We start from the raw sequence: 24,181 nt of genomic DNA on the forward strand, positions 1-24,181 counted from the left end.
ACCCCAAGAAATTGGATTGGTGTCCAACTTCTTGGGGGCAGTCCACAAATGTGGGAGCGGGCTTGCTCGCGAATGCGGTGTGTCAGCCAAGTAGCTGGTGACTGACACTACGCCTTCGCGAGCAAGCCCGCTCCCACATTTTTTAGCCGGTTTCGTCAGCCAACTGCGGGGCAGAGCCGATCCGGGTCGTGGTGCGTATCCGGCCTTCCAACCGACGCTTCAACCCGCGCGCCTCGATCACCAACTTCGAGCCCTTGGCCGCATTGGCCCGCCCCCATTCCTCCAGCAACTCCAGGCACGAATGATCCACATAGCTCAGGTTATTGAGCGGCACATGCACGGTGCTTCCCGCCGGCACTGTCGCCAGTACCTGGGTCAATGCGGGCACCTTGAGAAAGGTCGCCGCGCCTATCAACCGCAACTCCATTTCACCGTCCTGGGGCAAGTCGATCAGGCTGATTTTCAAGCGCGAAGCCTTCCACGCCAGTTTCACCAGGGTCAGGCCGAAGCCCACCAGCACACCCGTCAGCAAGTCGGTGAAGATGATCGCCAAGGCCGTGGCAGCGTAGGTGAACATCGGCATCCGACCATAGCGCGCCAGGCCACGGAACGCCTTGAGGTCCACCAGCTTGATCCCGGTGTACACCAGCACACCCGCCAGGCTCGCCACCGGAATGCTTTGCAGCACGCTCGACAGTAGCAGCACGAAGGCCAGCAGCCAGAGGCCGTGGAACATCGCCGACAGACGCGTGGTTGCGCCCGCCTGGACGTTGGCCGAACTGCGCACGATCACCCCCGTCATGGGCAGTGCACCCACCAGCCCGCAGAGCATGTTGCCTACACCCTGGGCAGACAATTCCTTGTCGAAGTCCGAGCGCTGGCCGTTGTGCATCCGATCCACAGCCGCCGCCGAGAGCAAGGTTTCGGCACTGGCAATAAAGGCCACCGCGAAAGCAGCGATCAGCAGGTTGGGGTCGGCCAGGTTCAGCAGGTCGCTGGGGCGGAGCCAGTCGATGGCATCGGCGAGGTTTTCTGGCACTTCCACGCGCTTGACCTGCAAGGCCAGCAGCAGGCTGGCTGCTGTCGCCAGGCCGACACCCAGCAACGCACCCGGTACAAAACGCAGTTTTTGCGGACGAAATTTATCCCACAACCACATCACCAGAATCGTCGACAACCCCAGCAGACCGGCTTGCCAGCCGAGACTGGGAATGGCCTGGGCCACTGCTGCGGGGAAGCCGGCAAGGTTATCCAGCCCAGACGGCTTGGGCGCGCCATCGAGCATCACATGCATTTGCGACAGGACAATCAACACCCCAATCCCCGCCAACATGCCATAGACCACCGCCGGCGCCGTCACCCGGAACCAACAACCCAGGCGCAGGCGCCCGGCCACCAATTGCAGGAAGCCCGCCAACAGCAGGATCGGCCCGAGCATGAGCATGCCGTGTTGGCGCACCAGCTCGAACACCAGCACCGCCAGGCCGGCCGCCGGGCCGCTGACTTGCAGGGGTGAACCGGCCAGCCAGCCCACCACCAGGCCACCAATGATCCCGGTGATCAGGCCCTTGGCCGGTGGCATACCCGATGCGATGGCGATCCCCATGCACAAGGGCAAGGCCACCAGAAACACCACCACCGAAGCCAACAGCTCCCGTGGCAGCACTGTTTTTAATTGAGCTGCACGCATGATGACTCTCCCGAGGCATTCGCCGGGCATGGCAAGGCCTGGCTGCATCCATGGCAGCCATCGCGTTACCCGGCAGGGGAATGTGTTAGAAGCGCGCTTTTGGCGTCGCCGAAGGGATTGGCCCGACGCCGTTCAACGGCAGGAACGTGGCCTGGTCAGCATCGTAGGCTTTGATTTCGCTGGTCTCGATGTTGTAGATCCAGCCATGGATAAACAAATGACCGTTGGCCATGCGCGAGGCCACGGAAGGGTGGGTGCGCAAATGTTGCAGCTGGGCAATGACGTTTTCTTCCGTCAACACCTGCATGCTTTCACCTTCGTTGGCGCAGTCGCAGTTGTCCTGGACCATGGTCTTGGCAACTTCGGCGTGGCGCAGCCAGGCTTTGACCGTGGGCATTTTTTCCAGGCTCTGGGGGTTGAGCACCGCCCGCATCGCGCCACAATCGGAGTGGCCGCACACGATGATGTGCTGCACGCCCAGGGCCAATACCGCGTACTCGATGGCCGTGGAGACACCGCCGTTCATCTGCCCATAAGGCGGTACGACGTTACCCACGTTACGGGTCACGAACAGGTCGCCTGGGGAGCTGTGGGTGATCAGCTCGGGAACAATGCGCGAATCGGCACAGGTGATAAACATCGCTCGTGGGCTCTGGGCCGTGGCGAGTTTCTTGAAGAGTTCTTCCTGCTGGGGAAAGACCTCGTTATGGAAGTGCAAAAAGCCGTCAACGATGTGCTGCAGCGCTGCACCGGCAGACTCCGCCTCGTAAGGGGCTGAAGCCGACGCAGCCAACGGCTGTTTATCCTTGTCACTCATGATTCATCCTCTTGTTGGCGCAGGAGAGTTTTGCAGTTCAGCTCGACACACGATTCGTAGCGCCGACCCATGGGTCACTCGATAAACAAGGTAGCTGCCGAAACTTAACTCAAACTGAATGAACCGCTCTAGCTCGCTGCTTTCAGTGATGTCAAAACGCGACCACCCTCGCCGGGCTACCCACGTATTTGTGTCAGTCTACAACAAAGCCAGCTGCCTGCCGGGTGGACAGAATGCACTGCAATCGAGGTTGTACCCTTCCCGCCGATCGAGCCCCAAGCGCTTGATCGCCTTGGCAAATCGCTGTGCCAGCAGATCAGCAAACGGCCCCTCGCCGCGCATGCGTACACCGAAGCGGCTGTCGTAGACTTCACCACCACGCACCTGGCGCACCAGGCTCATCACATGGGCCGCCCGTTGCGGGTAATGGGCCGCCAACCACTCCTCGAACAGCGGTGCCACTTCAAGGGGCAGGCGCAGCATCATATAGGCCGCGCTCTGTGCGCCGGCAGCATGAGCCTCGGCCAGCAGGCTTTCCAGCTCGCTGTCGTTGATCATTGGAATCATCGGCGAACACAGCACGCCCACCGGGATGCCCGCCTCGCGCATCACCCGGATCGCCCGCAGGCGCGCCTTGGGCGCCGCCGTGCGCGGTTCCAGGATACGCTTGAGCTCATCGTCCAGGCTGGTGAGGCTGATCATCACCGCCACCAGCCGCTGCCGGGCCAGCTCGGTGAGCAGGTCAAGGTCACGCAGGATCAGCGAGCCCTTGGTCACGATGGTCACCGGGTGACGATAGCGCAACAGCACTTGCAAGATTTGCCGGGTGATCTTGTACTCGCGCTCGATGGGCTGGTATGGATCCGTGTTGGAACCCAGGTTGATCGGTGCACAGGTATAGCCGGGCTTGGACAGTTGCTGCTCCAGCACATCGGCGGCGTTGGTCTTGGCAATCAGTTTGGTTTCGAAATCCAGGCCCGGGGACATGTCCCAATAGGCGTGGCTGGGCCGCGCATAACAATAAATGCACCCATGCTCACACCCCCGGTAAGGGTTGATCGAGCGGTCGAACGGCAGGTCCGGCGAGGTGTTGCGGGTGATGATGGTCTTCGCCGTCTCGATGCGCACTTCGGTGCCCTGGGTCGGCGGGACTTCCTGATACCAGCCGTCATCCTCGGTCACGCTCACCGTGGGTGCGAAGCGATTATGCAGGTTGGTGGCGGTGCCTCGCCCGCGCGGCGGCAGAGGAGTGGACATAAAAGCACCTCGATACTGTTTTTATATACAGTATCGAGGCGCAGCGCATCTGACCAGTGCCATTGGGCGGCAAACGCCAAATCAGAACCTGCTCGTCACTCGCTGTGGTTTTTGCGCAAGTCTGCCACATCGCTGGCCTTGACCGGCGCCCCCTGGTTACCCCAACTGCCGCGAATGAAGCTGACCACCTGCGCCACTTCCTGATCCGACAGCCGCCAGGCAAACGCCGGCATCGTGAAGGTGGAAGGCGCGGCGTGAGTAGCCGGCAGGGTGCCGCCATGCAACACAATATTGATCAGCGACGTGGCATCTGCCGTCTGCAACACCGGGTTGCCCGCCAGCGCCGGGAACACCCGGGTGTAGCCATGGCCATCGGTACGATGGCAGGCCGCGCAGTTGTCGATATACACCGCAGCGCCCGGCTGGCTGTCATCGCCCTTCCACAGCGCCTCGGCCACCTGTTTGTCGTACTGATGCGGCTGATCCTCGGGGTCCACCGCCGGCAGGCTCTTGAGGTAACGGGCGATAGCCGTCAGGTCATCTTCCGACATGTACTGCATGCTGTGGACGACCACATCGCTCATGCCGCCAAACACCGCGCTGCGATCACTGCGACCGGTCTTGAGGAATTGCACCAGTTGCTCTTCGCTCCAACTGCCGAGGCCATCCTTGTGGTCGCCGCGCAGGCTTTTGGCGATCCAGCCTTCCAACGGCGCACTGCCGGACAGGAACGCCGCACCTTCAGACGCGCTCAGGGCCTTTTCCTGCATGGTCAAGGCCCGAGGCGTGTGGCAGGCGCCACAGTGGCCGAGACCTTCCACCAGGTAGGCGCCACGGCTGATCACCGGGTCGGCACCGGCCTGGGCCTGATAGCCCGCCACCTCGGGTGCGAACATCCAGCGCCATGCAGCCAGCGGCCAACGCATGCTCAGAGGCCAGGGAATATCGCTGTCCTGGTTCTGCTGGGCGACCGGCTCCACACCTTTCATGAAGTACGCATACAACGCCTGCATATCGGTTTCGCTGACGCGTGCGTAAGACGGGTAGGGCATCGCCGGGTAAAGCGTACTACCGTTTTTGGCGACACCGTGGCGCACGGCCTTGTCGAAGTCTTCAAAGCTGTAGTCCCCTAGGCCGCTTTTGTCCGGGGTGATGTTGGTGGAGTAGATCACGCCGATCGGGGTTTCCATCGGCAGGCCACCGGCAAACGGCTTGCCGCCCTTGGCGGTGTGGCAGGCCACGCAGTCGCCGGCGCGGGCCAGGTATTCGCCTTGTTTGATCAGATCCGTTTGCGCGGCGCTCACCGAGCAACTGCTGATCAGGGCCAGGGTCGCGATAACAAATGCTTTCATGGTCGTCGCTCCTTATGCCTGAACCAGCGGGCCGGGGTTCTTGAGGTATTGCTCGCGAATCGCCCGGGCCGACCAGTAGGTCAGCGCAGCCACCAGGCCCGTAGGGTTGTAGCCCAGCCCTTGTGGGAAAGCTGATGCGCCCGGCACAAACACGTTGTGAACATCCCAGCACTGCAAATAGCGGTTCACAGCACTGGTTTTCGGGTCGGTGCCCATGATCGCGCCGCCGTTGAGGTGGGTAGTCTGGTAGGACGCAGTGTTGAAGTGTTCGCCGACTTTTTTGCCGAACACGGCAATCGCCTTGGGGTTCATCGCTTCGGCGATCTTGCCCATTTTCTCGACCATGAAGCGGTTCATCTTGATGTCGTTTTCCTGCCAGTCGAAGGTCATGCGCAGCAGCGGCAGGCCGTAGGCATCACGGTACACCGGGTCCAGATCGAGGTAGTTGCCCCGGTAGGATTGATGGGCGCCGTGGGCGTCCATCGACACCTGGTGGGTGTAGTAATCGGCCGTGGCGCGCTTCCACGCGCTGCCCCAGGCCGGTGTACCCGGCGGGTTGGAGGTGCCGGCAATCGGCCGGCTGCCCGCCTGGTTGACCCACATCGGCGAGCCGCCGACGAAACCGTGGGGCCCATGATCAAAGTTGTCGGCGTTGAAGTCGTCCACCGCCACGCCATTGCCGCCAGCGCCGATGAAGTTGTTGGTGTGCACGTCTTTGTCGAAGTAGGCCTTGATGGTGGCCATGTTCTGGTAGGCGAAGTTCTTGCCCACCACCCCTTCGCCAGTGATCGGGTCGTAGGGTTTGCCAATGCCCGAGAGCAGCATCAGGCGCACGTTGTGGAACTGGAACGCGCCGAGAATCACCAGGTCTGCCGGTTGCTCGATCTCGCGGCCCTGGGCGTCGATATAGGTCACGCCGGTAGCCTTGCGCTTGGTGCTGTCGAGATTGACCTTGAGTACGTGGGAATTGGGCCGCAGCTCAAAGTTCGGCACCTGGCGCAACGCCGGCAGGATGTTCACGTTGGGCGACGCTTTGGAGTACATGTAGCAGACATAGCCGCTGCAAAATCCGCAGAAATTGCACGGCCCCATCTGCGCGCCGTAGGGGTTGGTGTAGGGCCCTGATGTATTGGCCGAAGGCAGGTTGTAGGGCTTGTAGCCCACATCGGCGGCGGCCTTCTGGAACAGCTGCGCCGAGTAGGTATTTTTCTGCGACTCCAGTGGGAAATGGCTGGAGCGATCCGGCGCGTAAGGGTTGCCGCCCTTGCCTTCACCCACCCGTTGGCCTTTCACGGTCCAGGCCTGGCCGGAGGTGCCGAAGACTTTTTCGGCGTAATCAAAGAACGGTTCCAGCTCTTCGTAGCTGACACCGAAGTCCTGGATGGTCATGTCCTTGGGTATGAAGTTTTTGCCGTAGCGCTCTTCGTAGTGGCTGCGCATGCGCAGCTCGATGGGGTCGACCCGAAAATGCACGCCCGACCAGTGCAGGCCCGCGCCGCCCACGCCGTTACCCGGCAGAAAGGCGCCCAACTGGCGGTTGGGCAAGGCGATGTCATTCACGCTATGGCGAATGGTCACGGTTTCCTTGGAGACGTCCTGGAAGAGTTTCTTACGCACGCTGTAGGTCAGTTCATCGATCACTTGCGGGTAATTACCGTCCGGGTAAGTGTCCTGCATCGGGCCGCGCTCCAGCGCTACCACGTGCAAGCCCGCTTCGGTCAACTCCTTGGCCATGATCGCGCCGGTCCAGCCGAAGCCGACAATGACTGCATCCACTTTCTTCATGATGGTCGCCACGTTTATGCCCTCTCGCCACGGATGGAAACAGCCGGGAAGGGGTATTGCTCGTTGCGTTCAACCCAATCCATGAAATCGGCGCGGGCGCCGGGGAAGCCGATCATGGTCCAGCCGACCATTCCTTTGTTGCCGCCGTGGATCGGGTCGCAGAAGAACCCTTCCTTGGTGTTTTGCAGCAACAAGTTGAAGAAAATCTTCGGCGGTACCGCCGCGAAATGCTCGCCGCTTTCGGCACCGCCAGCCTCCAGGCGGCGTAGCAAATCATCCTGGGTAGCGCTGTCTTGCCCAGCAAATGCTTTACCGTTGAACGCTTTCGACCAGGAATCCGTGGCAGCGATACCCAGGCGATAAATCTCCTTGGGCACCAGTTTGCTCTGCCAGCCCATCTCGGGCGGCGCGTCGGCATTGAACGGGCCTTGCATGAACCACAGGGCACCACTGGCGTAAGGGGTGTTCATCTGACGGTCGATGTATTCCGGCGCACCGGCCTCCAGGGCGCCTGGGCCTTGGGCATCGGCAGGAATCAAGCGCGCGACGGCGGCGTTGATAAAGGCCCATTCCTCAGCCGTGAAGTAGCTGGGCTCGTAGGCCTTTTCACTGGCGGGGGCCTTGGCCGGGCTGGCCTGGGCAGGCGCCGGCGTGGCCATCAGCATCGAGCCGCCAAGGCCGGTACTGGCAACCGTGACCACCGGGATCAAGGTCAAGGATTTGCGCAAAAAGTCACGCCGGGGGTTGTCTCGATCTTGATCAGACATGGTGGCACCTCATCATGTGGTCACGGTTTTTTAGCCACTTCTGGGAGTGGCTTGTGGTTTGGGCAGCGAATTGGGCCAAAAGGACCCTAGGAAATAGAACGCAGCGGTAATAAATAGTTACGAAATGATAGCAGCCTAAGCATCAGACGAATCGTTTCAGCCACAAAATATCCAGAAATAGCACACAACGCTGACCAAGGGCCTAATGAGCAAGTGGCTCCTGCCCCTGGAGCAAGATGCCCGGCGTCACACCGAGAAACACCTGCAATGACTCGCACAATGGCCGCGAATTACCTGGGGCCAATACGGTCTCCCGAAAAGCACGCCCCGCTTGTGGGCTGAACACCCCCTCACGCAGAAACCTTGAAAAAGCTTCTTTTGCGAGGACACCGGACCACCGGTAGGAATATAGGTTGGCCTCATAGCCTTGCATGATATGGGTCAGTTGATTGACCGGGCGCAGGCCGGACAGCTCGGTCAAATACCCGACTTGCACGGCGGCATCGTCGAAGACCTGCTCAATGCTGCGCCCGTCGCCCCAGGTCCTGTGCAATTCAAAATCGAATAGGGCAGCCATCAATAACTCGGCCGTGTCCCAGCACGTTTGAATGGAGAGATGGCTCACTTGCCTATGCGCCAAGCCGTCCGACAGACGCTCACCCGTCTGATGATGGCGGGACAGCCAAGTGAGTACTTCTGGCTGGAAGCACCACTGCTCAAGGAACTCGCCAATAAACTCCGAAGTGTCGCGCCCGTAGCCAGACGAACTCGAAACCTCACGGTGCTCGGCGCTTGTCAGTACTTGTTGCAAGCAGTGCCCAAACTCATGGAATAGAACTCTCAGTTGGGCGTGGCCAAGCAAATAGGGTTGCCCAGGCTCCTCCTGCATGAAGTTACACTGCAAGACAACGCTCGGACGCGTCAGTAAACCCTCGGCATCCTTGTGCCGATCGCGCAAGGCAAAGCTGTTTGGAGCCTCATCCGACCCCGCGCGCAAAAATGGTTCAAAGAACACATAGCCAAGGACTTCGTTGAACTCCTGCACCTCGAACAGACGAACAGACGCACTCCACCGATCAAAATCCGTGCGCTCAACGAACTGCACGCCAAACAATTGCTGGAAGAGTTCGCACAACCGAAAGAGCGTGTCATCCAACGTAAAATACTCACGTAACTGTTGCGCAGAAACACCGGCAACTTGCTGGCGAATCCTTTGCGCGAAGAACGCGTAGTCCCACAGTTTCAGATCAAAGACCCCATGGCTAGCGGCCATTGCCTGGAGTTGCAGTAGGTCACTGGCAAAGGTGGATTGCTCACTTGCCAGTTGTTTTTGCAAAAACGCCAGCACTTGGTCGGTGGACGTAGCCATTTGGTTTTCCAGCGCCAACTGGGCAAAGTTGTCGTAACCCAATAGTTTGGCGATCTCATGGCGCCCATCCATCACCACCCTCAGGTGGTCGCTGTTATCGTACAAGCCCGCGTGCGGACCGATATCAGAAGCACGACTATAAAATGCACTGCATACCTCCTGGCGTAGCCCCCGGTTCGCGGCTTGCGCGAGCAAACGTCGAACCGTCTCACCCTCCAATGTGACCAACCATCCGGTCAATCCCTGCGCGCGGGCCTTGGCCGCCATCGAGTGCTTGAGGCTGGCGGGCACGCCCTCAAGCAATGTCTCATCCTGGATATGCTTGCTCCACGCAGCAGTTGCTTGAATGAGTTGGTAGGAAAAGTCGGCTTCAAGCTGCTGATTGACCGCTGTCAGGTAAGCCAGACGTTCACGGGACGTGGCCGGCAACATGGCGCCTGACCTTCGATACCGCGCCACGGTTTTTTCCAGTACGCGTTGACGCGACGGGTCGAAAAGCCGCGCTATCGGGCTCGCGCCAAGGCTTGCGTAGAGAGCATGCAGTTGCGGGCTGGCGGCCAGTTCTGCTCTATAAGCATTCAACTGATCATGGAAGTCGCTGGCGGCGCGCCTCCAGTCATCATCGATGGCTACAGAGTCCAGCACCATGACTATGCGCTGGGCCGCATCGAGGCGGGCGTAGAGATCACTCATGGCCAGCACCACGTCATCCCATGTAGGGAATAGCGCTTGGGTTTGTAGGGTTTCGTTCACCTGACGGCGGCTGTCGGCAATCAATGCCTGTGCCGCCGGCGCGAGGTGTTCGGTGTGGACCTGCGAGAACAGTGGTAGCTCACCGGTCTGTAGCAAGGGGTTGTGGCCAAGCATGGGTTCGTTCCTTTTTGTCCTTCGAGTGGAACTCGAAAGTCTAAAAAAAACCAATCCGGGCCAAGCAATACCTATGTACATCGCCTTACGCCGCAGAGGGGCGAAAGGCGATGGGGTGTTTCAGTCAATCAGTGTTTTTTCAACTTGGGGTTGGGAAAGAACTGCACCGCCTGCACTTTGGCATCCGGTACTTTCAACGCCGAGGTGTTAACCCGAGTACCCAGCTCCCTGGGCACCGACAACCCCTGGTCATTGAGCGTGTCGGTATACCCACAGGCCACGCATTCGCGATGCGGCACGCTGTCCTCGGTCCACATCTTCAACTTGTCCGGCTCGCTGCACGCCGGGCACACGGCGCCGGCGATAAATTGCTTCTTGGTGATCACAGGTCCGTCACTCATGCTGCCGCGTCCTCACTCAGGCCGCTGTGGCGCAAGAGTGCGTCAATCGACGGTGCACGTCCGCGGAAGTCGACGAACAGCACCATCGGCGCCTGGGAACCACCACGGGCCAGGATCGCCTCGCGGAAGGCACGCCCGGTTTCAGGGTTAAGCACACCGTCCTCTTCAAACTTGGAAAAGGCATCCGCCGACAGCACTTCGGCCCACTTGTAGCTGTAGTAACCCGCCGCGTAACCACCGGCGAAGATGTGCGCAAAGCTGTTGGGGAAGCGGTTGTAAGCTGGAGGGCGCATCACCGAGACTTCGTCACGCACGCCTTCAAGCACCTGCGCCGCACTGCGGCCATCGCCGTGGGTGGCGTGCAGCTCAAAGTCGAACAGCGAGAATTCCAGCTGGCGCACCATCATCAGGCCGGACTGGAAGTTCTTCGCCGCGAGCATTTTCTCCAGCAGGTCCTGAGGCAGTGCTTCGCCGCTTTCATAATGGCCGGAGATCAGTGCCAGGCCTTCCGGCTCCCAGCACCAGTTCTCCATGAACTGGCTCGGCAACTCCACTGCATCCCAGGCCACGCCGTTGATGCCAGACACGCCCGCGTGTTCAACCCGGGTCAGCAGGTGGTGCAGGCCATGGCCGAACTCGTGGAACAGGGTAGTGACTTCATCGTGGGTCAGCAGGGCAGGTTTGCCGCTGTCGGCCGGCGTGAAGTTACACACAAGGTTAGCCACCGGGCTTTGCAGCACACCGTCAACGGTGCGGCGACGGTCGCGCGCGCCGTCCATCCAGGCACCACCACGCTTATTGGCGCGGGCGTACAGGTCGAAGAAAAAGCGGCCGACGTGCTGGCCGTTTTCCTTGATTTCAAACAGGCGGACATCCGGGTGCCAGGTGTCGAAGCCTTTCTGCTCGGCGATCTCGATGCCGTACAGGCGCTGGACGATGGCAAACAGGCCGCCCAGCACTTTGTCGATCGGGAAGTAGGCGCGCAGGGCTTCCTGGGACACGCTGTAGCGTTGCTCACGCAATTTTTCGCCGTAGAAACCGCTGTCCCAACTTTGCAGGTCGGCGCAGCCCTGTTCGGCGGCATAGGCCTTGAGCTGCTGCAGGTCCTGGGTGGCGAATGGCTTGCTGCGCTTGGCCAGGTCGCGCAGGAAACTCAGGACCTGATCGCTGGACTCGGCCATTTTGGTGGCCAGGCTCAGCTCGGAGAAGGAGGCGAAGCCGAGCAGTTGGGCCAACTCCTGACGCAGGTCGAGGATCTGTTCCATCACCGGGCCGTTATCGTTCTGACCGGCATTCGGGCCCTGGTCCGACGCACGAGTGCAGTAGGCGGCGTAAATTTCCTCACGCAGGGCGCGGTCCTGGGCGTAGGTCATCACCGCGTAGTAGCTGGGGAATTCCAAAGTGATCAGCCAGCCATCAAGCTCTTTGGCCTGGGCTGCGGCAGCCATTTGTGCCTTGGCGGAATCGGTCAGGCCGGCCAGGGTCGCTTCGTCGGTAACGTGTTTGGTCCAGGCCTGTGTGGCGTCCAGCAACTGGTTGGAAAACTTGCTGCCCAACTCGGAAAGCTTGCTTTGCACTTCGGCGTAGCGCTTTTGCTGTTCCGGCGGCAGGTCGATACCCGACAGGCGGAAGTCGCGCAGGGCGTGTTCCAGAATGGTTTTTTGCGCCACATCGAAACCGGCGGCTTCGGGGCTGCTGGCCAGGGCTTCGAACGCCTGGAACAGCTCGCGGTTCTGGCCCATCTCGGTAGAGTAGGCGCTCAATGCCGGCAGGCAGGCCTCGTAGGCTTCGCGCAGTTCAGCGCTGTTGCACACGGCATTGAGGTGGCTGACCGGGCTCCAGGCGGCGCCCAGGCGGTCGTTGAGTTCGTCCATGGCCAGGATCAGGCCGGCCCAGGTAGGATTTTTTCCCTGGCTTTGCAGGATGCCGTCGATGGCGACCCGGTTGTCGGCCAGGATCTGTTCGATCGCCGGTTGGACGTGCTCGGCACGGATCGCCGAGAACGGCGGCAGGTCGTAGGACTGCAAAAGAGGGTTGTTCGCGCTCACGGTTGGCACCTTGGCTGAAGAAACAGATAAGACAAAGATGGGGCCATCTTAATTACAATCAATGCCCACCGCAGCTATCAACCAAACAGAGAGAGGCTATCGTGACCCTTCGCACCTATCAGAATCACGCGCCAACCCTCGGCGCCGGGGCTTTTGTCGACGCTTCGGCGGTGGTGATCGGCGATGTTGAAATTGGCGCAGACAGTTCGGTCTGGCCGCTGACGGTGATTCGCGGCGACATGCACCGCATCCGCATCGGCGCACGCACCAGCGTGCAGGACGGCTGTGTGCTGCACATTACCCACGCCGGCCCCTTCAACCCTGACGGTTTCCCGCTGCTGATCGGCGACGACGTGACCATCGCCCACAAAGTCATGCTGCATGGCTGCACCGTGGGCAGCCGGATCCTGATCGGCATGGGCAGCATCGTGATGGATGGCGCCGTGGTTGCAGACGATGTGATCATCGGCGCCGGCAGCCTGGTACCGCCGGGCAAGAAACTTGAAAGCGGTTTTTTGTACGTGGGCAGCCCGGTTAAACAGATCCGTGCGCTGACTGACAAAGAACGCGCCTTTTTCACCTACAGCGCCGCGAACTACGTGAAGCTCAAGGACCTGCACCTGGCAGAAGGATTCGACCGATGACCCTGGATTACCAGACCGTTCTATTCGACCTGGACGGCACCCTGACCGACCCACGGGAAGGCATCACCCGTTCGATCCAGTACGCCTTGGGCAAGTTGGGCATCGATGAGCCTGACCTGACCAAGCTCGAACACTTTATCGGCCCGCCGCTGCTGCAGGCCTTTATGCAGTTCTATGACTTCGACGAGGCCCGCGCCTGGGAGGCCGTGAATTTCTATCGCGAGCGCTTCAAAGTCACCGGGCTCTATGAAAACCGCGTGTTCGAGGGGGTCATGCCATTGCTCGAAGCGTTGAATGGCCAGGGGCGCCAGCTGTATGTGGCCACCTCCAAGCCGTGGGAATTTGCCCAGGAGATCGCCCGGCATTTCGATTTCGCCAAGCACTTCAAGGTGATCTACGGCAGCGAGCTGGACGGTACGCGCACCAACAAGGTCGAATTGATCGCCCATTTGATGCGCGAAGAAGGGCTGGACCCGGCCAGCACCTTGATGATCGGCGACCGCAAGCATGACCTGATCGGCGCGCGCAGCAATGGGCTGGATGCGGCGGCGGTGGGGTATGGGTTTGGTAGTTTTGAAGAGTTGAATGCCGAGGCGCCGCGCTGGCATTTTGAGACGTTGGCCGAGATGCATCAGGCGTTTTTGCGGCGGGTTTGAGCTCGCTATCGCGGGCAAGCCCGTTCCCACATTGGCCGGTGTTCACACATCAAAATGTGGGAGCTGGCTTGCCTGCGATGAGGCCCTAAAGGCCGCCTACCAACTGCCGCAACGCCACTTTGCGCGGCTCCACCGGCAAGCGCCCCAACTGTTCCACAGCCCTGTAGAACTTCAGCCAATCCCCACCTTCCTGCGCAAACAATGCCGCAAACGCCGGCACCCACTGGTCGTACAAACCAAACGGCAACAACCGCGCATTGTTCATCGGCTGGTTGATCCAGGCGTCATAACGCTTGTCGCCGGCCCACTGGTTGTCGCGCATCTGTCGATAATCATTGCGCAAACGCTCGAATTCGGCCGCCTTGGCCTGACGCATCGCATCCGCTGCCAAGGGCTGCGCATACAGGCGTTCCAGGCGGGTGCGGGTGTCGAGAATCAACTGGATAAACTGGTCGCGCTGTTTCAGGCTCGACTCGCTGGCAGGCGCAAGGCCACGGGCCGCGCGCCATTGCCGGGTGCCTTCCTGCTCGACAAAGGTGGCAAACGACTCATTGAACTCGGTGTCGTCCTTCACATAAAAACGCTGGTGAGCCAACTCGTGAAAAATCACCGTGGCCAAGCGCTCTTCGCCCCAGCGCATCATCGAACTCATGATCGGGTCGTCGAACCAGCCCAAAGTGGAATAGGCCTCGACCCCGCCAATCGACACATCCATGCCGCGCAGTTGCAGCAACGCCGCCTCGCCACGCGCCGCGCCCTGGCTGTAATAACCGCGATAGGCCACGCACCCGGCAATTGGGAAGCAATGGTTCTGGGGCAACAAGGAAAACTCTGAGGTAGCGAAGACATTCCAGACGACGTACGGCCGACCGATATCGGCATACAAGCGGTAACTCTGGTTGTCCGGCAGATGCAGTTGCTGGCTGGCGAAGCTACGCGCCTTCTGGGATTGCGCCAGGTGATCGCGCAGCACTTGTGGCCGCGCCGGGTCAGCAATGACCTCGGCCACCGGTTCGCGCGAGCGCAGCAACTGCCATTGGCCGCTGGCCAGTTGGCTGTAATAGCTGACACTGGAGCAGCCGCCGAGCACTACACACATCAGCCCCGCCAATAAATGCCATGCCATTTCAAACTGCTCCAGGGTGATGGGCCTGCCAGACTATCTGGCTTGTTGGCGCTATGCTCACACCATTCCTACCGTAGAGTGCCCAACATGCGTCAGCTCTTGCCTGCCCTGGTGGCGATTTTTCTCAGCGCTTGCGCTTCCACACCAATCCCGCCAGCCGACCCGCAACAGGCCTGGGTCGATTTCGCCACCCCGACGCCGGGCGCCAAGTTGGTCATGGCGCAGCGCCTGGATGGCAAAAATCTCAACGACGGGCGCTACTTCCAGGTGCCACCGGGTAGCCACGAATTGATGGTGCGTTTTGATTTCGAGGTGTATGCCGGCGGTGGCCTGGGCAGCGGACTGAGCCAGCCCCAGGACCGTACCTGTTTTATCACCGTGCAATACGACCAATTCGAAGCCGGCCAGCGCTATCGCCTGGAAGGGCGCTCGCTGGGCTTCACCCCGAATATCCGGCTGTATAACGCACAGCGTCAGTTGCTGGCAGAGGAACGCAGCGTCAACTGTATTCCCTGATCAGTCGTCATTGCGCTGGTAGATGATGCGTTTGGTGCCGTTTTCGCAAGAGCCGACGATCATGGCTTCGTCATGATTCTTGGCTTCTTCGGCAGTGATGATTTCCAGGGTGTAGGACGGAATCGCCTTGGCCTGCAGGCCAACTTCAATCTCTTTCCTGAGCTCTTCACAGTCTTTCGGTGCGGCCATTGCCGACGTGGCCAAAGCACCGCAGATAATCGCCAAGGCAAAACGTTTCATGTGTGAAGCTCCCTAAATGCATCGCGCACGGGTGTGCGCCAAAGGCTGCATGGATATGAGACCACATTTGCGAAACGCGAGTTCTGATTTAACGCACAACAAAATGTGGGAGCTGGCTTGCTCCCACAGTGGACCTGCGCAGATCAGTTGATGAGGGTGCCATCCAGGGTGATGGTCGCATTCAGGACCTTAGACACCGGGCATCCTTCCTTGGCTTTTTTGCTCAGCTCATCGAACTGCGCCTGGCTCGCGCCCGGGATCTTGGCCTTGAGGATCAGGTGCACCGCGGTGATCGCAAAACCACCGTCCACCTGGTCCAGGGTGACTTCGGCCTGAGTGTCGATGCTGTCGGCCTTGAGCCCGGCCTCGCCGAGAATCATGGAAAAGGCCATGGAGAAACAGCCGGCATGGGCCGCGCCGATCAATTCTTCAGGGTTGGTGCCCTTGCCACCTTCGAAACGCGCCTTGAAGCCGTAGGGCGCTTCACGCAGTACGCCGGTTTCGGTCGAGATAGAACCCAAGCCGGTCTTCAGGTCGCCTTCCCAGTGAGCGGAGGCTTTTTTCACGATACTCATAGCAATCTCCCAAGCAGTGGTTTTGCATCAGTAAGGTTCTGAGGATAGAAGCTCTGGCAAAGTTCACCTCATCAGAAAAACCTAGTGGCTCAGTAGGAAATTTCACGAGTGCTATTGAATCTCGGGTATATGCCCTCATTGCATAGAGCATGCACATGAAGCGGCAGGTTTTGGTTCGTCACAAGCCTGCGCCCTTAGGAGAAGCAGGCTTATGAAACCACTGTCCGATGTGAAGTTCTCGACCCTCGACCTGGTGCCGGTGCGCGCCAATGGCAGCCCGGCGCAGTCGCTGCGCAATTCCCTGGACCTGGCCCAGCACGTGGAAAAACTCGGCTACACCCGCTTCTGGGTGGCCGAACACCACAATATGGATGGCATCGCCAGCTCCGCGACCTCGGTACTGCTCGGCTACCTGGCCGGCGGCACCTCGACCATTCGCGTCGGTGCAGGCGGCGTGATGCTGCCCAACCACGCGCCACTGGTGATTGCGGAGCAATTCGGCACCCTGGAAAGCCTCTATCCTGGCCGTATCGACCTGGGCCTGGGGCGCGCGCCCGGCTCCGACCAGATGACCGCCCGCGCCCTGCGCCGCGAGCGCTCCGGCAGCGCCGATGACTTCCCCGAAGACGTGGCCGAACTCATGGCGTACCTGGGTCCACGCACGCCCGAGCAACGGGTGATCGCGATGCCTGGCACCGATACCAACGTCCCGGTGTGGCTGCTCGGCTCAAGCCTGTTCAGCGCCCAACTGGCCGGTGAGCGCGGTTTGCCCTACGCCTTCGCCTCCCATTTCGCACCGCGCATGATGCATGAGGCGATTCGCGTCTATCGCAATCACTTCAAGCCTTCGGCTGTCCTCGACAAGCCCTACGTGATGCTCGGTGTACCACTGGTGGCCGCCGATACCGATGAGCAGGCCAATTACCTGGCCACCTCGGTCTACCAACGAATTCTCGCGCTGATGCGTGGGCAGAGCCTGGTGCAGCGCCCGCCGGTCGACAGCATGGACGGCCTGTGGCTGCCCCATGAGAAAGATGCCGTAGGCAGTTTCCTGGGCTTGGCGATGGTGGGAAGCCCGGCGAAGATTCGCGCCAAGCTGCAGGTACTGATCGAGCAGACCGGTGCCGATGAGCTGATCTTTACCTGTGACTTGTACGAGCATGCTGATCGGATTCATTCCTACGAGCTGCTGGCGCAAGTGATGAAAGGCTGACCCACAGGCACAAAAAAACCGACGCTCTGGCGTCGGTTTTTATGTCTGGCACACGGGATCACCCGCGGTTGTAGACGATTTCCTTGGTACCACCTTCGCAACTGCCGACCACTTCGCCATTGGTTGCAGTGCCTTTATCCACGATTTCCAGGGTGTACCCGGAGGCGCCATTGGCCTGGATCTTGGCGTCGATTTCGCTTTTCAGTTCGCCACACGGTTTGCCCGCCGCCAGGGCCGTACCCGCCAGGCTCAACAAACCTACCGCTAACAGAAGCTTTTTCATCCGTTACTTTCCTTGCGCTGATCAAAAAATGTACGCCGACGCATTTGGCATCGGCGCCCACAGGTGTAGCGCAGGTTATGGCAATCGGCCAGCGTGCAAGTTCAACCGAGCCTATCAACTATTGGCAATACGAAAGCCCACCTTGAGGGTCACCTGAAAGTGCGCGGCCTTGCCATCCTTGATGTGGCCACGGGTTTCGGTCACCTCAAACCATTCCAAGTGCTTGATGCTCTTGCTGGCCTCGGCCAGGGCATTGTTGATGGCGTCCTCGATGCTGGTAGGCGAGGAGCCCACCAATTCGACTTTCTTGTAGGTGTGATGATCAGACATGAGCGTTCTCCTGGGTCGTTGAATAAAGCCTAGCAGTGATTCTTCGTACTGCTTCTGGCGACCCTTCTCACTTGAAAGTTCAGATTTACTGCACTTTCTGAAAGCCTCGGAGTCGGAATCAACACATGCCACTCAATCACTCCAGGAGAGCCCACATGGCCAACACCTCTTTACGCAAAGCGTCATTGGAAAGCATGGAAGCCGAGATTTCGAGCCTGCTCAAATCCCTTGAGAGCCTCAAGGACGATGCATCGGACGAGTCGCGCAAAACCCTGAAGGCCCTCAAAAGCAATGCCGAGAATGCCCTCAAGCACTCCCGCCACCTGATCAGCGATGCCTACGAAGAAAGCAAAGTGAAAATCCGCGAGACCGGAGTTGCCACCCGTGACTATGCGCAGGAGCACCCTTGGACCACCGCCGGCGTTGCCGTGGGCGCCCTGGGCCTGCTGGCGGCCTACCTGCTGTGCAAACGCGGTGACTAAACCGGCTGGCGCTCAAGCTCAGTCTTGAGCCACTGCGCCAGTTGCCGGGCGCGCCCATCCGCGGCGCGCTTGGGTAGCCACAACGCCAGGTGCGCCGGGGTTTCACTGAATCCCCACGGCGCCACCAGGCGACCGCCGCGCAAGTCCTCCGCCACCAGCGGTTGCGGCGCAATCGCCACCCCCAGGCCCGCCACGGCCGCCTCCAGCAAATAATACAAATGCTCAAACCCCTGGCCGTATTTCAACGCGCCGGCCTCGATGCCATGGTGCTGGGCCCAGTTGGGCCAGGCTTGCGGGCGTGAGGTGGTGTGCAACAAGGCCTCGCCCAGCAACGCCTGCGCAGGCGCCTCGCGCAGCGCCTCGTAATGAGCAAAACGTGGGCTCATTACCGGGCCGATACGCTCGCTGGCCAGTTCGTAGACCTGCATATCCGCCGGCCATGGCGGCTCGGCGAACACCAGCAAGGCATCCAGGCCCGGACGCCGTGGGTCAAGATCGCCTTCACCCGCCGACAGGTGCAGGCGCAAATCCGGCAGATCGGCGTTAAGGCGACCCAGGCGCGGAATAAACCAGCGCGCCAGCAGGCTGCCGGAACAACCGAGGACGAACGGTGCGTCGGCGCTGCTTTGGGTCAACTCCCCGCACACATCCCGCAGGCGCTCGAACGCCTCGAAACTGGCATCGCGCAGCCGCACGCCTGCATCTGTGAGTTTAATGCCGCGCCCATCCTTGACGAAAAGACTCAACCCAAGATGCTCTTCCAACACTTTCAGTTGTCGGCTGACGGCGCCGTGGGTCACGTGCAATTGCTCGGCAGCCTGGCTGACGCTGTTGAGGCGGGCAGTGGCTTCGAATGCGCGCAGGGCATTAAGCGGGGGAAGGTCTCGGTTCATCCGTGAGTTTTCCTGACAGGTTGTGGCGATCTTATCGGTTTTCACGGTCAAGCGTCAGAGGTAGAGTGACCGTCATTGCCTCCCCCACACTTTCTTCCTGGAGCGTCCCATGACTCAGTCCCAGACCGATTTACGCAACGGCCCTGACGCCAACGGCCTGTTTGGCGCGTTCGGCGGCCGCTACGTGGCGGAAACCCTGATGCCGTTGATCCTCGACCTGGCCCGCGAATACGAAGCGGCGAAGATCGATCCGGCATTCAACGAAGAGCTGGCCTACTTCCAGCGCGATTACGTCGGACGCCCAAGCCCGCTGTACTTCGCCGAACGCCTGACCGAATTCTGCGGCGGCGCCAAGATCTACCTCAAGCGCGAAGAGCTGAACCACACCGGCGCGCACAAGATCAACAACTGTATCGGCCAGATCCTGCTGGCACGGCGCATGGGCAAGAAACGCATCATCGCCGAGACCGGCGCCGGCATGCACGGCGTGGCCACCGCCACCGTCGCCGCGCGGTTTGGCCTGCAATGTGTGATCTACATGGGCACCACCGATATCGAGCGCCAACAGGCCAACGTATTTCGCATGAAGCTGCTGGGCGCCGAAGTGATCCCGGTAGTCGCCGGCACCGGCACCCTCAAGGATGCGATGAACGAAGCCCTGCGCGACTGGGTGACCAACGTCGACAGCACCTTCTACCTGATCGGCACCGTGGCCGGGCCACACCCATACCCTGCGATGGTGCGCGATTTCCAGGCGGTGATCGGCAAGGAAACCCGCGACCAGTTGCAAGCCCAGGAAGGCCGCCTGCCGGACAGCCTGGTGGCGTGCATCGGCGGTGGCTCGAACGCCATGGGCCTGTTCCACCCGTTCCTCGATGACACCAGTGTCGAAATCATCGGCGTCGAAGCGGCCGGCTACGGTATTGAAACCGGCAAGCACGCGGCCAGCCTCAACGGCGGCGTACCGGGTGTGCTGCACGGCAACCGTACCTTCCTGTTGCAGGACGACGACGGCCAGATCATCGACGCCCACTCGATTTCCGCCGGCCTCGATTACCCCGGCATCGGCCCGGAGCACGCCTGGTTGCACGATATCGGCCGCGTCCAGTACACCTCGGTGACGGATGACGAAGCCCTCGACGCCTTTCACAAATGCTGCCGCCTGGAAGGGATCATTCCTGCACTGGAAAGCGCCCACGCCCTGGCTGAAGTGTTCAAGCGCGCACCCACCCTGCCCAAGGATCACCTGATGGTGGTCAACCTGTCGGGCCGTGGCGACAAAGACATGCAGACCGTGATGCACCATATGGAAACCGCCAAGCAGGAGAAACACTGATGAGCCGCCTGCAAACCCGCTTTGCCCAACTCAAGGAACAAAACCGCGCCGCCCTGGTGACCTTCGTCACCGCCGGCGACCCGGGTTATGACACCTCCCTGGCGATCCTCAAGGGCTTGCCGGCAGCCGGCGCCGATGTGATCGAGCTGGGCATGCCCTTCACCGATCCGATGGCCGATGGCCCGGCCATCCAACTGGCCAACATCCGCGCGCTGACCGCCAAGCAGAACCTGGTGAAAACCCTGCAGATGGTCCGCGAGTTCCGCCAGGGCAACAACGATACGCCGCTGGTGCTGATGGGCTACTTCAACCCGATCCACATGTACGGCGTGCCACGTTTTATCGCTGACGCAAAAGAAGCCGGCGTCGATGGCCTGATCGTGGTCGATATGCCGCCGGAACATAACAGCGAACTGTGCGACCCGGCCCAGGCCGCCGGTATCGACTTTATCCGCCTGACCACGCCGACCACCGACGATGCACGCCTGCCCACGGTGCTCAACGGCAGCTCGGGGTTTGTGTACTACGTCTCGGTGGCCGGTGTGACCGGTGCCGGTGCCGCCACTCTGGAACACGTGGAAGAGGCCGTCGGCCGTCTGCGTCGCCATACCGACCTGCCGATCAGCATCGGCTTCGGCATCCGCACCCCGGAACAGGCCGCCGCCATCGCCCGCCTGGCGGACGGTGTGGTGGTGGGTTCAGCGCTGATCGACCATATCGCCAATGCCAGCAACGACCAGCAAGCAATTGATGGGGTGCTGAGCCTGTGCGCAGCCTTGTCGGAAGGTGTACGCAACGCCCGTAAATAATCCCCACCCCTTGTAGGAGCGAGCTTGCTCGCGAAGACCGTCAACGATAACGCGGGCATCCTGGATGAACGCGGTGTCTTGACGTTTTTCGCGAGCAAGCTCGCTCCTACAACAGCTTTATTCCTTCAGTTCGATACGTTCGACCTTGCCCACCAGCAATATGTAGGACAGCGCCCCCAGCAGCGCCAGCACTGCAATGTAGGTAATCGCCGGCGCAAACGAATCGCCCGTGGCCAGAAAGCCAATCACGATGGGCGTGGTGATCGCCGCCAGATTGCCGATGAAGTTGAACACCCCACCCGTTAATCCCAACAACCGCGCCGGCGCCAGGGTCGAGACCAGCGACCAGGTGATCGAGGCCAGGCCGTTGCCGAAAAACGCCACCGCGAGGAACGCAATCACCAACGGCGTCGAGTCGACGAAGTTGGCGCCGATGATCGCCGTGGAGATCAGCAGGCCACTGATGATCGGCAACTTGCGCGCAAAACCTACCGAGGCACCACGGCGGATCAACCAGTCGGAAAACAGCCCGGAACACAACACACCGACAAAGGCCGCAAGGAACGGCAACGAGGCGAGCAGGCCGGACTTGATGAAGTCCATGCCGCGATATTTCACCAGGTAGGTCGGGAACCATGTCAGGAAAAACCACAGGGTCGAGTTCAGGCAGAACTGGCCCAGGTAGATGCCCCACAGCTTGCGTTTAGTCAGAACGATGCCCAGGTCGACCCAACTGAACGGCGTCTTGCGCTTGGCCACTTGAGCGCTGAGGTCCACCAGCCCGCCGCCGTCGCGGATCAGCTCGATTTCGGCGCTGTTGACGCCCTTGAAGTCGCGCGGCTCGCGGTACACCGCGTACCACACCACCGCCCACAAAATGCCCACCGCCCCCGTGCTGATAAACACCATGTGCCAGCCATAGTGGTGCTGCAACCAGGCCAGGACGGGTGTGAGGAACGCCAGTCCGACAAACTGCCCGGAAGTGTAGAAACCAATGGCCGTGGCCCGTTCACGCTCGGGAAACCAACTGGTGACCACCCGGCTGTTGATCGGATAGGCCGGCGCCTCCAGGGCACCCACTGCCATGCGCAGCACGAACAGGGCGATAAAGCTGGCGGCAAATCCCAGCATCACTGTGGCGATGGACCACAACAGCAGGGCGACGGTGTAGAGAATGCGCGGCGGCACCCGGTCCACCAGCCAGCCGCCGGGGATTTGCATGGCGGCGTAGGTCCAGCCGAACGCCGAGAAGATCAGCCCCACATGCACCGGGTCGATGCCCAGCTCGCTGGTCAGGGCCGGCGCGGCAATCGACAGGTTGCTGCGGTCCAGGTAGTTGATCACCACCGTGATAAACAGCAGGACCATGATGAAGTAACGCTTGCGGCTGGGCGTGACTAAAGACGCCTGGCCGGTGAGGGTTTCAGGTTGCATGGGGGGAGCCTCTTATTATGTTTATTGAGGTCTGAACAATTTGACTGAAGAAACCGTATTCCGTGTGGGAGCGGGCTTGCTCGCTCCCACACGGACCGCGTTCCATTAGGCAAAAATCACCATTCGGCAAAGCTGCCATCGGCATGCCGCCAGATCGGGTTGCGCCAGCGATGGCCGATGGCGGCCCGTTCAATCACATATTCTTCGTTGATCTCAATCCCCAGCCCCGGCCCGTTGGGGATCTTCACAAAGCCCTGGTCGTAGTCGAAAACACCGGGGTCGCGTACGTAATCGAGCAAGTCGTTGCTCTCGTTGTAGTGAATGCCCAGGCTTTGTTCCTGGATAAACGCGTTGTAGCAAACCGCGTCCAGTTGCAGGCACGCCGCCAGGGCAATCGGCCCCAGCGGGCAGTGCAGGGCCAGGGCCACGTCGTAGGCCTCGGCCATGTTGGCGATCTTGCGGGTTTCGGTGATGCCCCCGGCGTGGGACGCATCCGGCTGGATGATGTCGACGTAACCTTCGCTGAGCACGCGCTTGAAATCCCAGCGTGAGAACAATCGCTCACCCAGGGCAATCGGGGTGCTGGTCAAAGGTGCCAGCTCCTTGAGCGCTTCGTAGTTTTCGCTCAGTACCGGTTCTTCGATAAACATCAGCTTGTACGGGTCCAGCTCTTTCATCAGCACCTTGGCCATAGGCTTGTGGACCCGGCCGTGGAAGTCCACGCCGATGCCGACATTCGGGCCGACCGCATCGCGCACGGCGGCGACATTGGCCAGGGCCTGGTCAACCTTGTCAAAGGTGTCGAGAAACTGCAGCTCTTCGGTGCCGTTCATCTTCACCGCCGTAAACCCACGGGCCACGGCTTCCTTGGCCGCGCGGGCAGTGTCGGCCGGACGGTCGCCGCCGATCCACGAATAGACGCGGATCTTGTCCCGCACCTGGCCGCCCAGCAGGTCGCTGACCGACACACCGAGGGCCTTGCCCTTGATGTCCCACAGCGCCTGGTCGATGCCAGCGAGAGCACTCATATGAATCGCGCCGCCACGGTAGAAGCCGCCGCGATAGAGCACCGTCCAGATATCTTCGATATTGCGTGGATCTTTGCCGATCAAGTAGTCGGACAGTTCCTCGACCGCCGCCGCTACGGTGTGGGCGCGGCCTTCAACCACAGGCTCACCCCAACCGGTCACGCCCTGGTCGGTTTCCACTTTGAGGAAGCACCAGCGCGGCGGCACGATAAAGGTGGTCAGTTTGGTGATTTTCATCTTCTTGTCTCTCTTGTCGGATGCAG

General features: G+C 60.6%; 24 protein-coding genes. 7 read left to right on the forward strand and 17 right to left on the reverse strand.

Going from position 1 to position 24,181, the window contains the following annotated elements:
• Positions 1–142: 142 nt before the first annotated feature.
• The 9 genes from H097_RS02605 to prlC form a co-directional block, all read right to left on the reverse strand.
• Positions 143–1,690, reverse strand: a complete 1,548-nt coding sequence (locus H097_RS02605) for a SulP family inorganic anion transporter (RefSeq protein WP_032857085.1) — start codon at positions 1,688–1,690, stop codon at positions 143–145.
• Between the two features lie 85 nt (positions 1,691–1,775).
• Positions 1,776–2,507 carry a carbonic anhydrase gene (locus H097_RS02610; protein WP_032857087.1) on the reverse strand — a complete coding sequence of 244 codons (732 nt, stop codon included), beginning with the start codon at positions 2,505–2,507 and terminating at the stop codon, positions 1,776–1,778.
• A 198-nt stretch (positions 2,508–2,705) separates the two neighbouring features.
• Complete coding sequence (locus tag H097_RS02615; protein ID WP_032857088.1) at positions 2,706–3,764, reverse strand: PA0069 family radical SAM protein; 1,059 nt, start codon at positions 3,762–3,764, stop codon at positions 2,706–2,708.
• A gap of 95 nt (positions 3,765–3,859) precedes the next feature.
• The gene (locus H097_RS02620; protein WP_032857091.1) at positions 3,860–5,116 is read right to left on the reverse strand and encodes a cytochrome c; all 1,257 of its coding nucleotides are present in this window, start codon (positions 5,114–5,116) and stop codon (positions 3,860–3,862) included.
• Positions 5,117–5,128: 12 nt separating this feature from the next.
• Positions 5,129–6,913 (reverse strand): GMC family oxidoreductase, encoded by a 1,785-nt coding sequence (locus H097_RS02625; RefSeq protein ID WP_032857092.1) that lies wholly within the window; start codon positions 6,911–6,913, stop codon positions 5,129–5,131.
• Between the two features lie 2 nt (positions 6,914–6,915).
• Positions 6,916–7,668, reverse strand: a complete 753-nt coding sequence (locus H097_RS02630; RefSeq protein WP_032857094.1) for a gluconate 2-dehydrogenase subunit 3 family protein — start codon at positions 7,666–7,668, stop codon at positions 6,916–6,918.
• 202 nt (positions 7,669–7,870) lie between these two features.
• Entirely contained in the window at positions 7,871–9,904 is a 2,034-nt protein-coding gene (locus tag H097_RS02635; RefSeq protein WP_032857096.1) for a M3 family metallopeptidase, read from the reverse strand.
• A 128-nt stretch (positions 9,905–10,032) separates the two neighbouring features.
• Entirely contained in the window at positions 10,033–10,305 is a 273-nt protein-coding gene (locus H097_RS02640) for a YheV family putative zinc ribbon protein (RefSeq protein WP_032857097.1), read from the reverse strand.
• Positions 10,302–12,353, reverse strand: coding sequence for an oligopeptidase A (gene prlC, locus H097_RS02645; RefSeq protein ID WP_032857098.1), 2,052 nt, complete (start codon positions 12,351–12,353; stop codon positions 10,302–10,304). The genes H097_RS02640 and prlC overlap by 4 nt, the downstream gene beginning before the upstream one ends.
• Before the next feature lie 101 nt (positions 12,354–12,454).
• Here prlC and H097_RS02650 point away from each other — a divergent pair, with 101 nt between their 5' ends.
• Together H097_RS02650 and H097_RS02655 are read left to right on the forward strand one after the other, a co-directional pair.
• Positions 12,455–12,997, forward strand: coding sequence for a gamma carbonic anhydrase family protein (locus tag H097_RS02650; protein WP_032857099.1), 543 nt, complete (start codon positions 12,455–12,457; stop codon positions 12,995–12,997).
• Entirely contained in the window at positions 12,994–13,653 is a 660-nt protein-coding gene (locus H097_RS02655; protein WP_032857100.1) for an HAD family hydrolase, read from the forward strand. Before H097_RS02650 ends, H097_RS02655 begins: the two co-directional genes overlap by 4 nt.
• Positions 13,654–13,738: 85 nt before the next feature.
• On the opposite strand, the gene H097_RS02660 is transcribed toward H097_RS02655, so the two are convergent.
• The gene (locus tag H097_RS02660) at positions 13,739–14,779 is read right to left on the reverse strand and encodes an aminopeptidase (protein WP_032857102.1); all 1,041 of its coding nucleotides are present in this window, start codon (positions 14,777–14,779) and stop codon (positions 13,739–13,741) included.
• Positions 14,780–14,866: 87 nt separating this feature from the next.
• On the opposite strand from H097_RS02660, the gene H097_RS02665 reads away from it, so the two are divergent.
• A complete protein-coding gene (locus tag H097_RS02665) occupies positions 14,867–15,295 on the forward strand; it encodes a hypothetical protein (RefSeq protein ID WP_032857104.1) in 429 nt (142 codons plus the stop codon).
• Here the strand turns inward: H097_RS02665 and H097_RS02670 are convergent, their stop codons facing one another.
• Positions 15,296–15,535, reverse strand: a complete 240-nt coding sequence (locus tag H097_RS02670; protein ID WP_032857106.1) for a DUF1161 domain-containing protein — start codon at positions 15,533–15,535, stop codon at positions 15,296–15,298.
• Positions 15,536–15,678: 143 nt separating this feature from the next.
• Positions 15,679–16,110: an OsmC family protein gene (locus H097_RS02675; protein ID WP_032857107.1), complete on the reverse strand. Its 432-nt coding sequence runs from the start codon at positions 16,108–16,110 to the stop codon at positions 15,679–15,681.
• Positions 16,111–16,321: 211 nt separating this feature from the next.
• Between H097_RS02675 and H097_RS02680 the strand changes: the two genes are divergently transcribed.
• Positions 16,322–17,323, forward strand: coding sequence for an LLM class flavin-dependent oxidoreductase (locus H097_RS02680; RefSeq protein WP_032857109.1), 1,002 nt, complete (start codon positions 16,322–16,324; stop codon positions 17,321–17,323).
• 58 nt (positions 17,324–17,381) lie between these two features.
• On the opposite strand, the gene H097_RS02685 is transcribed toward H097_RS02680, so the two are convergent.
• Positions 17,382–17,606: a DUF1161 domain-containing protein gene (locus H097_RS02685; RefSeq protein ID WP_032857111.1), complete on the reverse strand. Its 225-nt coding sequence runs from the start codon at positions 17,604–17,606 to the stop codon at positions 17,382–17,384.
• Positions 17,607–17,720: 114 nt separating this feature from the next.
• The gene (locus H097_RS02690) at positions 17,721–17,936 is read right to left on the reverse strand and encodes a dodecin (protein ID WP_032857113.1); all 216 of its coding nucleotides are present in this window, start codon (positions 17,934–17,936) and stop codon (positions 17,721–17,723) included.
• Between the two features lie 155 nt (positions 17,937–18,091).
• On the opposite strand from H097_RS02690, the gene H097_RS02695 reads away from it, so the two are divergent.
• A complete protein-coding gene (locus H097_RS02695) occupies positions 18,092–18,418 on the forward strand; it encodes a DUF883 family protein (protein ID WP_003170746.1) in 327 nt (108 codons plus the stop codon).
• On the opposite strand, the gene H097_RS02700 is transcribed toward H097_RS02695, so the two are convergent.
• Positions 18,415–19,311 carry a LysR family transcriptional regulator gene (locus H097_RS02700; protein WP_032857115.1) on the reverse strand — a complete coding sequence of 299 codons (897 nt, stop codon included), beginning with the start codon at positions 19,309–19,311 and terminating at the stop codon, positions 18,415–18,417. The two genes, H097_RS02695 and H097_RS02700, sit on opposite strands and share 4 nt — an antisense overlap.
• 109 nt (positions 19,312–19,420) lie before the next feature.
• On the opposite strand from H097_RS02700, the gene trpB reads away from it, so the two are divergent.
• On the forward strand, positions 19,421–20,647 hold the full coding sequence (gene trpB, locus H097_RS02705; RefSeq protein ID WP_032857117.1) for a tryptophan synthase subunit beta: 1,227 nt from the start codon (positions 19,421–19,423) through the stop codon (positions 20,645–20,647).
• Positions 20,647–21,456, forward strand: coding sequence for a tryptophan synthase subunit alpha (trpA, locus tag H097_RS02710; protein WP_032857118.1), 810 nt, complete (start codon positions 20,647–20,649; stop codon positions 21,454–21,456). Before trpB ends, trpA begins: the two co-directional genes overlap by 1 nt.
• 117 nt (positions 21,457–21,573) lie before the next feature.
• Here the strand turns inward: trpA and H097_RS02715 are convergent, their stop codons facing one another.
• On the reverse strand, positions 21,574–22,890 hold the full coding sequence (locus tag H097_RS02715) for an MFS transporter (protein ID WP_032857120.1): 1,317 nt from the start codon (positions 22,888–22,890) through the stop codon (positions 21,574–21,576).
• Positions 22,891–23,006: 116 nt separating this feature from the next.
• A complete protein-coding gene (gene dgoD, locus H097_RS02720) occupies positions 23,007–24,155 on the reverse strand; it encodes a galactonate dehydratase (protein WP_032857121.1) in 1,149 nt (382 codons plus the stop codon).
• Between the last annotated feature and the right edge of the window lie 26 nt (positions 24,156–24,181).

The sequence above is a fragment of the Pseudomonas sp. FH4 genome (genome assembly GCF_000510915.2).
Lineage (GTDB): Bacteria > Pseudomonadota > Gammaproteobacteria > Pseudomonadales > Pseudomonadaceae > Aquipseudomonas > Aquipseudomonas brenneri.